The organism is Dehalogenimonas formicexedens (assembly GCF_001953175.1).
Lineage (GTDB): Bacteria > Chloroflexota > Dehalococcoidia > Dehalococcoidales > Dehalococcoidaceae > Dehalogenimonas > Dehalogenimonas formicexedens.
The window spans coordinates 321,146-337,517 of record NZ_CP018258.1; the positions used below are offsets into that span (position 1 = coordinate 321,146).

Consider the following 16,372-nt stretch of genomic DNA (forward strand, 5'->3'; position numbering starts at 1 on the left):
CGCCGTTAATGTCGGATCGCCTGCAAACTGGTGAATAAAAAGGCAATTCCGATAAAGAAAAATAGAACAGATATGAACCGCTCCATCGTTTCAGACGACAACCTGCCCTGGTACCTTGATCCAATTTGTCCTCCGATAACGGCGCCTGGGATTGTGTAGACGATCAGATTCCAGGGAATTGAATGAACGCCTTCATTCTTGATAAGGGTGGCTATGGCCGTCATCGAACCTGCCAATACCGTTACAGCGATGACAAAAACCGAGATCCCCGCCGAGATGGCTACCGGAATTTTGCATTGCTTGACCAGATGAGGCATCTCAAATTCACCGAGCCCGACGGAAATTAACCCTTCCATCGCGGCGCCGATTCCAGTCATCAATTTGCCGCTCATCTGATCGCAAAACTCATATTGGTATTTTTTGCCGTCACTGGCTGTGAGGACACGTTCTTCGCAGGTTCCCTGTTTGGGTGCCCGTTTTACCATTTCTGGCAGCACTTTAATTTTTGGGTTACGCACGGTGCCGGGGGCTGAAATTCCCAGATAAATCGCAAGACCGAGCATCATAATCCCATAGATGATTTTCATCAGGAGCCCGGGAACGTATTGGGAGACAAGCGAAAAAATAATGATCGTGGGAATGGATACCATGAGCAGTTTTTTAGCAGCCCTGTAATCTATGAGTTTCTTTTGATGATAACCGATCACCCCCGAAATAAAGCCGAAAAATTCGGTGAACAATGCCATTCCGATTGCTTGTCCCGTGGTCAGTAAAGGGACTGAGAGCAGGGGGAAAGCCAGGATGAGAAAAGGAGTTAACATCGCCGTGCCGCTTATGCCGGTAGCCATCGCGGTCGCGGCAATAACGATACAAGCCGGCAACATGAACCAATAGACCATCCAGTGCGCTTCCACAATCTAACCCAGTTCTTTATCCGTATTTTGGACGAAGCCTCCGACCCGCCCTTCTCTTCGCTCGCGTTCGACCGGTTCGCTCGCTCCGAAGGCATGTCCGCCGAAACCGTGCCGCATCATCGCGATCGCGCGCGCCCAATACTTTTTGTCGTCGCGGGAGGTGAACAGTTGCATCACCGATTGGGAGATAACCGGTATCGGGACTTCCATGTGCAGGGCATCATTTACTAGCCAGTTGACTTCACCCGTGTCGTCGACGAACGCCGGAATCTGATCCAACCCGCCCTCATCCCGATAGGATTCGGCCATGAGGTCAATCAGCCAAGATCGGATCACGGAACCGTGGCGCCAGCACCCGAGAATTTCGGCGATATCAAGTTCGTTCCGGTAATTCTTCAGCAGACCAATCCCTTCCGCAATAGCCTGGAGCATCCCGAATTCGATGCCGTTGTGGACAAGCTTGGTGAAGTGCCCCGCCCCCGAAGGTCCGGCGTGAACATAACCGCCAGGAGTGGCCAGTTTTAGCAGAACGGTTTCAATATGGCGAACAGGATCAGTATCGCCGCCAGCCATGAAACACGCGCCTTGCCGCGCCCCTTCGATACCGCCGCTGGTTCCGAGATCGATGAAATGGAGGCCCCGTTCGGAGAGTCTCCTGTGGCGCCGGATCGAGTCACCCCAGTACGAGTTCCCGCCGTCAACAATAATATCGCCCGGTTCCAGATTTGAGGCGAGGTCTTCAATCACGTTATCAACCGCAGGCCCCGCGGGGATGTACAGAAAAACCGCTCGGGGCGGAGATAGCAGGCTGCGAAAGCCGGAATAATCCGGACTCCGGATCATGCCGGCCCGGATTAAATCGGCGGGGATCTCTCTTAAATCGAATCCAGCGACCGTGATCCCTTTCTCCAGCGCTTGGAGAGAAAGATTTGCCCCCATGCGCCCAAGCCCTACAATCCCGAACTCCAGCTTTGAGTCAGCCATGTTGCTCCCTTCCGCCGCTTGGCCTAAATTGGCCGGATAACGGCCCTCGCCGGGGCGCCGTCTCCCTGATCGATGCTGAGCGGCAGGCAAACCAGGTGATATTTTCCCGCCTCGATTCCCGAAAGCTGCAGGCCCTCGATTATCCAGACCCCGCCGGCCAGTAAGGTTCTATGAGTTACCTCGCCTCCGTTGTGAAATCCGCCGATGGAGAGATAATCGATGCCCACCAGCCTGACCGCCCGAGAGACCAGGAAATCCGCCGCTTCCGGCGAAACAAAGACGTAGTTGTTGAAGAATTGGTCGTTGTTTAAGGCCCGCGTCGAGTTCAAGGTTTTGAACAGAATTCTCTCGCCGCGACGGATATGATGCCCGGCCAGTTCATCCGGCTTAATGGATACCGGATCCAGAATCTGGATAACGCGGGCAACGCCTATCGCGGTTTCGGCAGACATCGATGCCACGCCCTGACCTTCTTTGAAAAAGTGCTTCGGCGCGTCGATATGAGTTCCGCTGTGAGAACCCATGGTTAGGCGCGACACATTGACCGATCCCCCCGCGTCCATGTCGTGGATTCTTTCAACGTTAAATGGAGGATCGCCCGGCCAGTGCACCATGCCGTCTCTTAGAGGCATCGAAACGTCGATCCAGGGTGATTTGGAGGTGTTTTTCATCGTGTTTTACCGGCACCTCATTTGGCGGCCTGACAGGCGTAGCGGACGCCTTCGGAGAAGGTCGGGTACGAATGCAGCAAACTGCCGATTACCTGGACGCTGGTATTGGCCGCCATCGCCGCCGCTATTTCGTGGATGAGCGTCGAAGCCTCAGCCCCGACGATGTGCCCGCCGATAATCCGGCCTGAGCCTTCTTCGGCGACGACCTTGATAAAGCCGTCAGTTTCAACGCTGACGATGGCGCGGGTCAGGTCGGCAAATTTGAATCTGCCGATTATCACCTTGAGACCATTGTCCCTGGCCTGTTTTTCGGTTAAGCCCACGCTGGCAACTTCAGGGTCGCAGAAAGTAGCCCTCGGCAGGACGCGGTACTCTAACTCATGGTGTTCGGGGCTGGTAGCATTCAAAGCGGCGGTCTTGCCCTGTTCGTTAGCGACATAGGTAAACAGGTACGTCCCGTTGACATCCCCGGCCGCCCAGATATGCGGCACGTTCGTTTGTAACGAGGTGTCGACGGTGATGCCCCGTTTTCCGGATTCAATTCCGGCCGCCGAAAGGTTGAGTTCCTCAATGTTGGGTTTCCTGCCGGTAGCCACCAGTATTTCGCTGCATTCCAAATTACTGGTCGATCCGTCGGCACGCTGAATATTTACCCGTTTCCCCGAAGAGGTGGCATCAACGCTGATTACTTTCGCCGACGTAGAAACGGTGATACCCTGTCCGGTGAAAAGTTTCTCGACCGCCGAAGATATTTCCTCATCCTCATTGGCAAGAATGTGCTCTGCGGCTTCGACGATGTGGACCTGGCTGCCGAAAGCGGAAAACACCTGGGCAAATTCAGCGCCCACGGCGCCGCCCCCGATAATCACCAGTTTTTCAGGCGGTTTCTCCAGTTCAAGGGCTTCATAGTTGGTGATGAAACCGGTTTCTTGAAGCCCCGGAATCGGCGGTACCGCGGGCCTGGAACCGGTGGCGATGATGATTTTGTCAGCCGTGATGATTTCACCGGAAACTTCAACCTCATGGGGAGACCTGAATCTGGCTGTCCCCTTATAAAGTTTTACGCCGCGTCCGATCCATCGTTCCGCGCGTCCGTAGCCGATACCGGAAACAATTTGATCCTTGAAAGATTTCACTTTCGAGTAGTCCGCGGTCTCCCTGAGAACCGGCAGGCCTAATGCGCCGGCGCACCGCATCCTCTTGTACAAACGGGCGCTCTGAACCAGGGACTTGGTGGGTATACAAGCGTTGAATATGCACGAGCCGCCGACAGCCGCTTTTTCGATCATGGCGACTTCACGCCCGTTTCCCAGGGCATAACTGGCGGCATATTCCCCCGCCGCGCCGCTCCCTATTACCAGGACATCTACCTCAGTCATCCGGAACCTCCTTTATGGTTATACCTGAGTTAGCTTTCCACCTGGATGCCTTTTCCTGTTTCGAAAGCGACATACCCTTTAATATTATTGGCCGCAGGGAGTGGATTGGGATAGGACCAGGCGGCGTTGTCATTTTTCTTGCCGCCGGCGGAAATGTCGTAATAGGTAGCCTTCCCCTTCCAGGGGCAGGTGTATTCTCGGGTCCCCTTGCTGAAATGGTCCCATGTGACGGAGTCGTGGGGGAAGTAAATGTTTCCCTCGACCATTTCAAATTTTTCGCTTTGGGCCAGCACTGTTCCATTCCAGGTCGCTTTAGGCATAGTGTCCTCCTCGCTTTTTTGATCGCTAAGCTTTTTTGACCGTAACCTCGTAATTTCGCCCTTCCCAACGATCGCTGTTCGTCCACAAAAAGGTAAACCCGATGGGCGCCTCCTGATTCAGGGCAACCGGGATGTCAAGGTAACTGATACCCAGGTTGATCTGCAGGGAAGGTGAATTTTTTGTATCCTGCCATTCATTGTCCGTCCAGATCAGTTTAAAGGGTTCCGGCGATTGCACTCTGAGTGTCCACCCCGCAATAACCGACCCGGGCTGCCGGTTGGGTTTCCAGATTTCCAGGAAACCGTGCCGGCGTTTTTCCGACAAATACCGCGCGGCTACATCCGGAATGATATCGAAAACAGCCCCATCGGTGACGGAGCGGAGGAGCTTGATGTATTCCGCGTGCGCCCACATCAGCGGCATCGCCGAACCGGTCGGCCGTCCCAGGAACAAGTGCTTTTCCGGTAAGTCTGCCTCATCCCATACCTGTTCCGGCAGCAGCCCGGTGTAGGAGGCAAAACCCTCCATCGCCCGGATGAAAGGTTTGACATCGTGGCCGGCGGCCAGTTCATAGTGAGCCCGTTCCGCGGTCAAGAGCGGCCACGCCCGCCCTTTCCCGGAGCCCTGGAAGGGTTCGCCGTTATTTCCCTGACCGTAACCATCATGGTTGTATCGATGCCAGCAGGGGCCGAAAGGCGTCTCAATCTTCAGGCTAGAATCGATAACGGCTATCGAATCTTGAATCAGTTGGTCGTCGGCTTTTCTTATGCCATAGCGGACAAGTTCCAGGAAACCGGCGTCGACGACGTCTTTGGCCGGAAATTGCCATCGCTCGCCCGCGGGGCGGTTATGGATCCCCAGGGTCTTGATGTCCGGATTTTCGTCCGGTGTGCTGTCGGTGACGCTTACCGGGTTGATTCTAATATAGTGCCGTTTGATGTTCGGGAGGATACTCCCCTGGTTGGTAACCGTCCAGGCCTCGATGTGACACTCCAGGAAGTCCGCATATTCCCGGAGGAAATCCGCGGAAGCGGTGTCGCCTTTGTCTTCCATGAAGGACGCGGCGCAGACCAGCGCGGCGATATTGGAAGCCAGCGTGGAAGGCGAATAACCGCTGGCTTCTTCCCAACGTTCCTGCTGGGTGGCGGGGCCGTGCTTTACGAGATAGCCGGCGGCGCGCCAGACCATTTCGTACACGTCGAAATCCCGGATCAAACCACTCTTCTGCAGCTTCCAGGCGAGTAAAATGGGGAATGCCACTTCATCGAGTTGAATGCCCTGCCAGTAAGGATCGCCGTTAATCCAGAAGTTCTGAGGAAAGCCCCCGTCCGGCTGCTGGCTTGCTGCGAGGTAAATAAGCGCCCGGCGAGGAGCATCCGCGTTACCCGCTGCCAGCAACCCCATGGCGGTGTTGACCATATCCCGGGTCCATACCAGGTGATACCCGCCTCTTTCGGAATCTCCCCTGACTTCGCCCCAGGGGATAGAGAGAGAGGCGATAAATGCTCCCGGATAAATCTTGTCCTCATGGGCGGTGAGTAGGCTGTAGCTGGCGTGGTATAAATCGCCCTGATCCTGGGATGCTTTCTCCAGCGGCTTGATGGAACGGCAGAAACTGTTCCATTGTAAGTTGAATTGCTTGAGGTGCTTCTTGAAGGGAACCCCCAGAGTTTGGAAAAGCGTCGTCACCGAACTGTGCAAGGTATCGCCGAAAGAAAGTCCGATACTAAATTCCCTGGCTTCGTCCAGCGCCAACTCTCCGGTCAGGGCGACGTGCCCGTTCAACGCCTTATCGAACTCCCAATCCATCCGGAAATTATCTGCCAGGTCGGTCCAGCCATCGCTGGTGCCGACATAACCGCAGGATAGGCGGCGAAAGGGGATGCTGGCGGCAACTGTCATCCAGGTGCCTTCCTTTTCGCAGGCAAGGATCTGCCGTCCGGCAACCTCAACCACCCGGGCGTTATTGCCCCATCCTCCCCTTTCCATGTGCGGCGTGCATAAAACGTAGATTTTCAAGTTCGCAAGGAACCGGTCGTACCCCACCAGCTCGACATGCTGGATTACGCACGGCAGCCTTGGATCGGCGATAATTTCTTTCACGATTGAGTACCGGCCCTCATGGTCGGAATTGGTTACCTTATATCCCAGGACGTGCGGCGACAGGCGTTTGATCTCCGAATAGGTATCCCGTTTTTCCTCGTGAAAGAATGATTTGCCGTCCGTTATCAGGAATTGAAAATCCTTCATTTGCGGGCGGTCGATGGTGGGGTAGTACACCTCGGTAAGTATTCCGCTCCAGATGGTGAACCAGATGCGGCTGGAAAGTGAAGACGTGGTGCCGATACCGTCCTTATCCCCGGCAGTCCAATGGGGCTCCAGCCCCGGTTTGCCGAAGGCTGTCCTTTCGCCGCGGAATCTTGTCACTGCAGTGTCTCCAAAATTGGCCTGGATAGCCCGATGGTGATTTTTGGCGTTTCGCCCCATCAGGGTCGACGCTTTTCTATCCTGATCTAATCATAACCGGTGAAGGAATCCCGGAAGATATGCTCCTGCGGGACCTTTAAGGCGCTGATTTGTTCCACGAGGATCATCACCATTTTGGGGGGGCCTGACATATAAAACAGGCGGTCCATATAATCAGGCACCAGTTCCATAACCAGGTCTTTGTTGATAAAACCCGTTTTGCCCGTCCAATCAGGCGGAATATTCGGACCAGAAAGTACGTGAACAACCCGGATTGAATGATTGGATCTAACGATTTCTTCGAGTTCGTCCCGGAAGACAATCTCTTCGGCGCTGCCGTTGCCATAAAGCAGGACGACGTCATAATTGAGTTTTTGGTGTGAGATATATCGCAACATGCTTCGCACCGGGGTAATGCCTATTCCGCCGGTCAAAAAGGCTATCTTGCTGCCTTCCGAGGGCAAAACGAACTCACCCGCCGGACCCTGAAGATGCGCCCAGTCTCCCGGGGACATGTTATCCAGCGCCTGTGAAAATTCATGCGGGGTGATGCGTTTGGTGAACTCGATGTAGCCCTGGTCCGTCGGCGAACTTGAAATTGTGAAATGATGAACCGCTTCCTGGCCGTTGATTTTGATCGTCAGGAAGAAAAACTGCCCCGGCTTATAGGGAGCATTCTGGATATGTATCGGGAGATGAAAGGATTTTACGCTGGGAGTACGCTGGATAATGTCCGTAAATTCACTATCAAATTGCCACAAAGGAGACTCCTCTCAGATGTCATCATTTTCCTCGTGGAGAATATTAACCTGCCTCCTTATCGCGGGAGAAGGTTCAGCCTCATGGCGTCCCGGGGATGAACCGAGGAGGCTACATCGATGCCCCGTCGCGGCAAAAATAACCCATGGGTTTCCCTTCCGCTAATTTGTACTCCTCCCAAATGGGACAGGTCATACAGATGCACATCTTGGAAAAATCGGTATCGCCACAAGTCGCCCGTCCGGTGGAGCAATACATGCCGGGAACGTCTTCTTTTTGCAGGGGGTTTTTCATCATCGCGGCTTTCATGCCGGACATCTTGCCCTTGACACAAGCGCTGTCGGCTTGAACCGGGCACTTGGTGCACTGGCATTTCATTACAGTCTCTGTGTTGAACGGGATCGGTTTAACTGCCATTTCTCTTGTGGAACCTCTTTCAAAAATTTGGTGACATTATCAGGATAATATATCGCGACTCCAGCGCCAAATCCGGGCGGCGGCCAATTTTGGGAGGCGTGGGGTTTATTTTCCGGAGTAGCAAAGAGGGGATGAACCGCTATAGGTATCGCGCCAGTCACCGTAACCATGGGCGCGGTTCGATCAGCTATTTCGTTGGCGATGGTTTCGCAGAATATTTATCGTCATTGCGTGGTGGATCGTACGACAAATTGGGAAAATAGAAGAGGTCAAAGCAAACCGAGCGCTCTGGCTTTCAAGGCCGCCTGGGTCCGGTTGGCTGCGCCGAGCCTTCTCATGAGTAATATTGAGCCTTTTTTAACCGTTACCTCTGCGATCCCGAGCACTCTCGCGATTTCTTTATTGGTTAATCCCTCGGCGATCCCACTGAGGATCTTTTTATCCCGTTCATTGAAACCCTGTTTCGGCATTTCTTTCGGGGAGACACTCCGGGGTAGAATTCCAACCCCCGTCGAATCGCTCTTGAAAACACTGCCGCCATCATTGACGACCCGAATGCTATTTAGCAACAGATTCCGCGGACAGTTCTTGTTCAGGAAACCGTTAACCCCCAGTTCTATTGCTTCGGAGACATATAACTCACTGTCGTACCCGGTGAGAATAATCACGGGTGTGTTGATGTTCGCGGCTCGCAAATCCTTAGCCAGGCTAAATCCATCGGTATCAGGGAGTTTGATATCAAGGAGAATCACATCAGGGTTGGATTGGATAATGGCTCTTTTCGCCGTGCTTCCATTTTCAGATTCGCCAATTATGATCATATCACCGGCGCCCGAGACAACGGCGCGGATACCCTCACGGACAAACTCGGAATCATCTACCAGGAACAAATGGATCATTTCCTTTTCCGGTCCGTGTTCACTGTACTGGTTCATCTAGTTATTCCTGATCGGCCACCTTTGGGATGGGCAAGGTTGAGCAGATACTGGTCCCGCCTCCCGACTTACTGTTGACGTCGAATTTGCCGCCCATAATTTCGGTCCGTCTTCTCATGCACACCAATCCGCCGATAGTTTTGTCTATGGATCCGGCGTCGAAGCCGATTCCGTCATCGGTAACCGAAAGCCTGATCTGATGGTCCTGTTGGACAAGCGTTACCGAAACACGCGTCGCTCCGGAGTGGTTGGTGATATTCAATATGGCTTCATGAAAAATCCGATATAAGGTCGTATCAAGTGATTCGGGACATTCGAATCCTTCAGGGTATTTGAAATCTGTCCGAATTCCAGTCTGATCCTGTAGCTTGTTCAATTCTTCCCTCAGGATTTTGATTAAGCCGTAGCGGCTGAGGGTGGCGGGATATAATTCTTTCATGACTGCTCTGGTTTCGTTGATCACGTCCTCGCTAATTTCGACAGCACGATTGAGCCCATCCGCGATTCCCGGAACTGAATTGATCTGGGGAGTGAGTGCTTGAAGTTGTTGGTAGACTGCGGACATCGGCTGGATAACGCGGTCGTGGATTTCCAGCGAAAGCCACTGGCGCTGCTCTTCTTGCGCGTGTACATAAGCCTTCGCGAGTTCGCTCAAGCGTTCCTCCTTATCCAGGAGGTCGAGTTCAGTTCGTTTGCGTTCGGTGATGTCGACGCTGACTCCGACAATTCCACATATTGAGTTCAACGAACCATACATCGGTTGCATGTAGATGAGGAAGACTCGTTCATTGAGAGTGGACTGCTGTTCCACCATCTGAGGAATACCGGTCAATGATTTTCGGTAAGCGATTATGAGGGGGGAGTTTTCGTTAAACCTCGGCGAATACTCGAAAATGGTTTTACCAACCAGATCTCTTGGTTCCCGCCCAGAAAGTTTGAGCCCCAGACCTTGGGCTGAAGTGTACCTGAGATCTTTATCCATCGTCCACAGAATGCAGGGCATCTGCGCCAGCATCAGGTCGAGGGCTTCCTGACTTGATTTTACCTCAGATTCCAAACGTTTTCTGACACTGATATCCCTGACGGTGCTTAGAACAATCGGTGAACCTTCCAGTGATGATTGATGTATGTTTACTTCCACCGGAACATTCGAACCATCTTTCTTTTTCAAGATCGATTCAACCAATAATTCCTTTTTGACCTTTAGTAAACTGATGGCTTCCGACGGAGTGATTTTGACTTTGCCAAGATCAACGATGTCATTTGGAGTAAGGGATAGCAATTCTTCTCTTGAATAGCCGAGTAACTGGCACGCGGTGTCATTTACCTCGAAAAAACAGCCTGGACGACCATCCTGGGTCGGGTGATGGACGAAAATGGCGAAATTGGATGCCTGGAACAACAGGTCATACCGCTGGCGGCTCAATCTTAAGGAGGAAGAAAGGCGTTCACTTTCTTCGAACTTTCTTTCAAGCATCTCGTTGACATGCCTCAGTTCGGCGGTTCGATCCCGGACCATGATTTCGAGGTTGTGCCGGTATAACTGAAGCTCATTATCGTTTTGGACCCTGACGATCGCGCCGCCCAGTTGCATCGCGGCCTGTTCCAACATGGCGAGCCGGCTAGGAGAAATAGCGTCTTTGCGGTGATCGGCCAGGTGGATCAACCCGATTATCTTTTCCCGCAGTTTGATCGGTATCAGGCACAGCGTTTCATACCCGAAGGCCGGGCAGGCTCCCCTGCCACCGGAAGGGCTCTTTATTTCAGCATCTTGCTCATGCTGACTTTTAAAACTTGTAATCCCCCCGATATAAAAAGAACCCTTTTCCGTATAAAAAGATTGCAGCCTGGGCTTTTTGACCTCGCGCATGATATCGACGCACAGGCAAGAATCTTTTTTAATCGATAACTGATTCTCCTGATTGTAAAACTCATCCGGAAAACCTGAGTAAGCCTCATACGGGATGTTGCCGTCACAATCAAGGAGCCGGATGCCGATGCCGCTGCACTTGGTCAACTCTTTGATTTCCTGGACAAAAGCGTTCAACAGCGGATGGATGGTTGAATAGGCGTTCGCGATCTCTAAGAACCGGTTGGTAACTCTCAGGGCACCTGGCGATGTAGGCCTTGGAGTATTTTTCCAGTTCTTCCGGCCGTTATCCGCTTTTTGATATCGGACTTCACCGTCTAGCTCGGATTCTCCCACTTCGACCGTCCTTTGATGGTTTAAGTTTCATTATACAACCTTTGTTGGGCCTGAGTATTGAACAAGGTGAAAGTCTTCTTTGTCACATCCACGCGGATATTTTATTAATATCCGAAATGCCTAGCAGTCCTAGTCCATTTGGACGATGCCGATACTAAATATTAGAAATAAACTAATTTAGAGAATTAATACGACTATAATAAGATTTTTGTATCTGGGCAGTTGGGTTGTTTTCGAATGACTCGATTACTTTAGGGCGAACCAAATTGGAGCCGGATTTATCTTAGGAAAGAGAGGTGTGACTTACGTAGAATCTTACTCTGAGGTCTACCGGCAAAAGTTGCGTCGTTTCGAATTTAGGTGAGGGAGGAATTATGACTACAGGTTTCCATTCAACTGTAACCCGACGAACATTCATGAAGGGGCTTGGGCTGGTGGCCACTGGGTCCGCCGCTCTGACATCTCCGGTGTTCCACGATCTGGACGAACTGGTGTCTTCTTCAAGCTCTGGATGGCACCGCCCCTGGTATATCAAGGAAAGAGAGTTTGAAAACCCGGTATTGCCGATAGATTGGGCGAATCAGCAACGTGCCCCTGCCTGGCGCATATCCCCTTTCAGATATCAGAGCAGTACGGATCCTAAAGCTGCCAATGTTAGAGACAACGGTCTGAAAATTGCGACTGACTGGATAAAAGAAAAATATCCTGATTGGGGGAAAGGGCAGGAAATCGGATTCAGTGGTCTCAAGCCCGGTACGGTTAGGGATTTGGCACTCGCAAATGCCGTTGGCACCATTTCTTTTTACGACTTTCCGGGAAAAGCCAATAAAACCTGGTACCTTGGATTGCAGGCTGCGGCTACTCCCGAGACCTTAAAAATTGCTAAATGGCAGGGTACGCCGGAAGAAAACATTCGAATGCTTCGGGCGGCAGCACGATTTTTTGGCGCTCAAGATCTTGGGGTCACTGGATTGACCGCCAACACGAAGAAATTTGTATTTGAGGAAGAGACCGATAAGAAGAAGTGGATTTTTGGAGGGAGCGAACCCAAAGAAACGGCCACTGAACGCTATATCCCGGACGCAGCTCAATGGGTTATCTCTTACACAAATATCCAGAGTACCGAATTAACGCCGCGACAACCTTCAGCTCTCGGGGCAACGGCAACGACCAACGCATATCGACATTGGCCTCAGATAGAGGTAATGCTGAAAGAGTTTTTGCGGGGGCTGGGTTATTACGGCTTATCCGGAACCAGTTTTTCCGCGGTCGGACCTTCCAATCCCTGGGGCTTGATGTCGGGTATCGGCGAACAGCAGCGCATGGCTAACGTTCTCATTTCTCCCGAGTGGGGAGCCCATGTTCGAGCCTTATCCCGAATGCCGACCAACCTTCCGCTGGCGCCAACGCCGCCGATTGATTTCGGTGCGTATAAATTCTGCTCAACGTGTAAGATTTGTGCAGAAACATGCCCCTATGGCTCCTTATCGATGGGCGGCCCCACTTCCACTCCGCCTGTCGACCAGTTAGGAGCGGAACAGGCAGCGGCACGATCGGACCAGGCTTACACCGGGTGGTGGGTCGATTATCGCACCTGCGCATTCTGCGGCGCTTGCCAGGGCGTTTGTCCTTTCAACTCGACCAAAGACGCACCGATTCATGATATCGTGATCTCTACCGTCGCCAACACGCCCTTGTTCAACGGTTTCTTTGCGAGCATGGAACGCAACTTCAACTATGGTTTCAAAGATCCTGAAACTTGGTGGGATATGGATCTTCCAGTGTATGGTGTCAGTCCCAAATTTACTGGGAAGGTATTTTAGGAGGAAAACATGTTGGGCGTATTTATAATCGGTTTGGTTGTTGGTTTTGCGCTATTCGCGTTTAATTCATGGGTTCGCAGTAATGGGAGAAACATTACCTGGTACGAACTGGTTCTTGGAATTCTCGGATTCCTTTTAACTGGTTTTGCGATTTGGAATTATTTCGGATCGCTCGCTGAAAACTATCCAAAAGCAGGGTTGATGGCATTTGTGATGATAGGTATCCCAGGGTTACTTCTTATTGCGGTTGCCATAAGCCTGATTTTTAGGCGAAGGCCGGCTTCCGGTAATAATTGAATTGACCTCAGGTAAAAATCGGTCCAAAGCGAGGGTGAGACGTTCGATCTCGCCCTCGCTCGTATAATGGGGCAGATACTCATTTTGCTAACAAGTGCTCAGAAGTAATCTTGTCCCGAGAAATGTCTCTTCCCTATTATCATTAAAGCAGAATACCTATGAGATAAAATACAAAAAGAGGCGGTGGCTCTCACCAGAGTCACCGCCTCTTTTTGCTTTCTTGAGTGTTTATTAGATCTGGCTGCTACCGGCGCTTGTTTGTTCGTCGTAACGCCAGGTGGTCAGGTCACGATTCCACCAATCGGCGATCATTTTGGGCTGGTCGTCAAATTCCCTGACACCAAATGGCATGTAACTCTCAATCGCCATGATTGACGAATTGAAGAGTCCTGTTGTGGCCGCTATGGGCTTTATCAGGGCATGGATGCTGGCATTATCCAGCTCGTTGAACACGCATTGTCCCCAGCAATGCTGAAGGCAGGCGCCGATATCGCAATAGGCATAATCGGCATAGTACTTCTTAAGCCCTGGTCGTTTGTAATCCCAGGTTTTATAGCCGAGAGCCTGGGTCGCCGCAGGCAGGGTATTATGGGATTCCCAGGTCGGTTCAGTTTCTTCAGACAAGCAGAAGTTACCGTTTAGACGGCACATGTCGGAACATGTTTTACAGTGGGCGCAGAACCTGAAAATTCCGGAGTCGATGGGTGTTTCTTCCGGCAACTGCAGATCGGTCGAGAAAAGAGTCCACACCTTGATGCCGGCGCCGAATCTAGGACTAACCGAATGATCAAGGCGGCTTAATTCACTACCGCCACCAAGCGCGCCGAAAGCAGAGTTCGGGCCACTGACACCGCTGATGCAGTTGTAGCCAAGGGCGGTGAGAAACTCCGCCTGCCTCCGATTCAACAAACCTTGAGCGCTGTATCCGTATGGGTCACCGGTGCTGAAACGGGCAATGGTGAAGTCTTTGCGCATCATCGCCACGGTAACCGACTTTACCTTACCTTTGACCTGGTTGTCAGTCAATGTGCCTGTGGTACCCAGATTGAGTATCCTTTGGTCGGTAGCGGAAAGGAAATGAACCTCCGGCATTCCGAGATAACTATATGCAGCCCTTATCACACGCGCCGCCTCCTCGGGAGTTCCCTTCCACTTTTTGTCGGCAGCGACAGTGGTAAAACCGGTGGCAGCCGGCGTCCCCGCGGCAGCTGAAGTGACCCAATAATTGCTGGCAGCGCTAAGAGCATCGAACTTGATATCCCAGCGTTCCCTTTGCTCGGCTTTCCATTGGGCTTTCAGGTCCTTAAGACGTTTATCATTGTCCAGAAACCCGGGCAGCGTATCGGTATCTTGGATTGTAGTAAAGCCGAGATTCGCTTTCCTGTTCCAGGGCTTCAGGACATCCCAATCCACTTCTACTGTTGGCTTGTAAGCCTCACGATTTTTGACGTACCAAGCGTGCTTAAAATTGGCTTTTGGCGAGGAGATCAGCTCATCCATGTCATGGAAAACGGGTGCTGTCAATGCCGCTGCCCCGATTCCCGCGCCCGCTAGTCCAAGACCCTTCATGAAATTACGCCTGCTTACGGTGGAATGAAACTGGGACATTTACCATCCTCCTTTAGCTATTACTAAAAATTACCACCCAGTATTTTAGTATAAAAACAACTATACCATTGTAATAAAAAATAACATCGTCCTAAAGTACTAGTTTTCTACGCATTTAGGATATCTAGGGATTTATCCTTGAATTTATGGCGGGAGTTGGGGCAGGTTGCTGTTAGTACTTGCCAGTTGGGTCGTTATGGAATCTGGATCGTTCGGATTTGGGTGACGTGCGCTTTAAAAGGATGAGTCGCCTAATTACGGGTAACCTGATGGATAGCTGTAAAGTATGCTTTGAACGACCACTCTGAGAAATCCGGGTCGGTTGGCCCCAGTTCAGGATTTAGTTTGTCCAGTCACAAAGCTACCTAGTGCTGGGTGGAGAATAAGGACCTACGTGGTAAGTCCTCTTTAAAACCTTTGTTGTGCATCTATAAGAGAAAGAGCACACCGGAATAGCAAACATTCAAGAAAGTCAGGGTTTGATGGTGGGCAGCAGAGGATTCGAACCTCTGACTTCCTGCGTGTGAAGCAGGCGTTCTAACCACTGAACTAGCCGAATAAACGTGAGCTAAACGTAATTCGATGTCAAGACAAAATGGAAAACAGCCCTGTAGACCGCCTAACTATCAGTACTCTTGTCTCGGCAAACTCCCTCGAAACCCTGATTCAAGGCTACCTCTTAAACTGCCGATGTGAGAACAAATCCCCGAAAACTGTATCTATTTACCGAATGGTCTTGGACAACTTCCAGTGGTTCTTGTCCCACAAGGAGATGCCCACCGAAGTACACCTAATTAACGCTCTTCACGTTCGAGAGTTCCTTTGGTATCTGGCAAGCGAAAAAGTCCGTTGGGGAAGTACTAACTCGATGGCAACTCGACCAGCAAACTCGACGACGGTTCACGTCTACTATCGGTCGCTGAAGACCTTCTTTAGCTGGTTAAAAAGAGAAGAGCTAATCAATAAAAATCCGTTTGACCATATCAATCCACCCAAACAGGAAAAGAAAGTCATTCAGGCACTCTCAGTTACGGAGATAAACACACTGTTTGATGCTTGTTTGGGTAAAACGATGTATGACGTTAGGGACAAGGCTATTCTTTGTGTGCTACTAGACAGCGGCTTGCGTATTTCGGAATTGACTTCACTCAAAGTAGAAGACTTTGACCAGACAAACGGAACCTTATTTATCCGTCGTGGCAAGGGTGGCAAGCAAAGGATTGTTAGAGTAGGGTCTAGAGCTCAGAAAGCTCTTTGGAAATATTTAACGCTTTACCGTAAGGGGAGTGATTCAAACTTATTTCTTAATAAGACAGGACACTCACTAGACGCGAATGCAGCTAAGCTAATGTTTAGAAGATTGGAAAACAAAACAAAAATCGAAGTCCACCCTCACAAACTGCGCCATACATTCGCCATAAGTTTTCTTCGGGCGGGTGGTGACGTGTTCAACCTCCAATATCTACTTGGTCATACAACTTTACAAATGACTCAGAGGTATTTGCAGAGTCTCAATTCTAACGATGCTGTTGAAGCTCATAAAAAGTTTAGCCCGTTGGATAACTTATATGTTTAATCGGGGGGAAGATTGG

Annotated in this window: 14 protein-coding genes; 3 read left to right on the plus strand and 11 right to left on the minus strand. The window is 51.2% G+C overall.

Annotated elements, in window-relative coordinates; all coding sequences use genetic code 11:
- Window positions 1–5: 5 nt before the first annotated feature.
- From Dform_RS01760 to Dform_RS01805, 10 genes are all read right to left on the minus strand, one after another.
- Window positions 6–914 (minus strand): sulfite exporter TauE/SafE family protein, encoded by a 909-nt coding sequence (locus tag Dform_RS01760; protein WP_145925499.1) that lies wholly within the window; start codon window positions 912–914, stop codon window positions 6–8.
- A 3-nt stretch (window positions 915–917) separates the two neighbouring features.
- On the minus strand, window positions 918–1,898 hold the full coding sequence (gene gnd, locus Dform_RS01765; RefSeq protein WP_076003503.1) for a phosphogluconate dehydrogenase (NAD(+)-dependent, decarboxylating): 981 nt from the start codon (window positions 1,896–1,898) through the stop codon (window positions 918–920).
- A gap of 23 nt (window positions 1,899–1,921) precedes the next feature.
- Window positions 1,922–2,569 carry a cyclase family protein gene (locus Dform_RS01770; RefSeq protein WP_076003504.1) on the minus strand — a complete coding sequence of 216 codons (648 nt, stop codon included), beginning with the start codon at window positions 2,567–2,569 and terminating at the stop codon, window positions 1,922–1,924.
- Window positions 2,570–2,586: 17 nt separating this feature from the next.
- Window positions 2,587–3,948, minus strand: a complete 1,362-nt coding sequence (locus Dform_RS01775; RefSeq protein WP_076003505.1) for a dihydrolipoyl dehydrogenase family protein — start codon at window positions 3,946–3,948, stop codon at window positions 2,587–2,589.
- 29 nt (window positions 3,949–3,977) lie between these two features.
- The gene (locus tag Dform_RS01780; RefSeq protein ID WP_076003506.1) at window positions 3,978–4,268 is read right to left on the minus strand and encodes a DUF427 domain-containing protein; all 291 of its coding nucleotides are present in this window, start codon (window positions 4,266–4,268) and stop codon (window positions 3,978–3,980) included.
- 25 nt (window positions 4,269–4,293) lie between these two features.
- Window positions 4,294–6,696, minus strand: a complete 2,403-nt coding sequence (locus tag Dform_RS01785; protein ID WP_076005027.1) for a glycoside hydrolase family 15 protein — start codon at window positions 6,694–6,696, stop codon at window positions 4,294–4,296.
- Window positions 6,697–6,782: 86 nt separating this feature from the next.
- On the minus strand, window positions 6,783–7,496 hold the full coding sequence (locus tag Dform_RS01790; protein WP_076003507.1) for a ferredoxin--NADP reductase: 714 nt from the start codon (window positions 7,494–7,496) through the stop codon (window positions 6,783–6,785).
- 109 nt (window positions 7,497–7,605) lie between these two features.
- On the minus strand, window positions 7,606–7,911 hold the full coding sequence (locus Dform_RS01795) for a DUF2769 domain-containing protein (protein ID WP_076003508.1): 306 nt from the start codon (window positions 7,909–7,911) through the stop codon (window positions 7,606–7,608).
- Between the two features lie 269 nt (window positions 7,912–8,180).
- Complete coding sequence (locus Dform_RS01800) at window positions 8,181–8,846, minus strand: response regulator transcription factor (RefSeq protein WP_076003509.1); 666 nt, start codon at window positions 8,844–8,846, stop codon at window positions 8,181–8,183.
- Between the two features lie 4 nt (window positions 8,847–8,850).
- Window positions 8,851–11,052, minus strand: coding sequence for a PAS domain S-box protein (locus Dform_RS01805; RefSeq protein ID WP_076003510.1), 2,202 nt, complete (start codon window positions 11,050–11,052; stop codon window positions 8,851–8,853).
- Window positions 11,053–11,426: 374 nt separating this feature from the next.
- Here Dform_RS01805 and Dform_RS01810 point away from each other — a divergent pair, with 374 nt between their 5' ends.
- Together Dform_RS01810 and Dform_RS01815 are read left to right on the plus strand one after the other, a co-directional pair.
- Window positions 11,427–12,875 (plus strand): reductive dehalogenase, encoded by a 1,449-nt coding sequence (locus Dform_RS01810; RefSeq protein ID WP_076003511.1) that lies wholly within the window; start codon window positions 11,427–11,429, stop codon window positions 12,873–12,875.
- 9 nt (window positions 12,876–12,884) lie between these two features.
- On the plus strand, window positions 12,885–13,172 hold the full coding sequence (locus Dform_RS01815; RefSeq protein ID WP_076003512.1) for a hypothetical protein: 288 nt from the start codon (window positions 12,885–12,887) through the stop codon (window positions 13,170–13,172).
- Window positions 13,173–13,403: 231 nt separating this feature from the next.
- On the opposite strand, the gene Dform_RS01820 is transcribed toward Dform_RS01815, so the two are convergent.
- On the minus strand, window positions 13,404–14,780 hold the full coding sequence (locus tag Dform_RS01820; RefSeq protein ID WP_076003513.1) for a twin-arginine translocation signal domain-containing protein: 1,377 nt from the start codon (window positions 14,778–14,780) through the stop codon (window positions 13,404–13,406).
- 595 nt (window positions 14,781–15,375) lie between these two features.
- Between Dform_RS01820 and Dform_RS01830 the strand changes: the two genes are divergently transcribed.
- On the plus strand, window positions 15,376–16,356 hold the full coding sequence (locus Dform_RS01830) for a tyrosine-type recombinase/integrase (RefSeq protein WP_076003514.1): 981 nt from the start codon (window positions 15,376–15,378) through the stop codon (window positions 16,354–16,356).
- The last annotated feature ends 16 nt before the right edge of the window (window positions 16,357–16,372 follow it).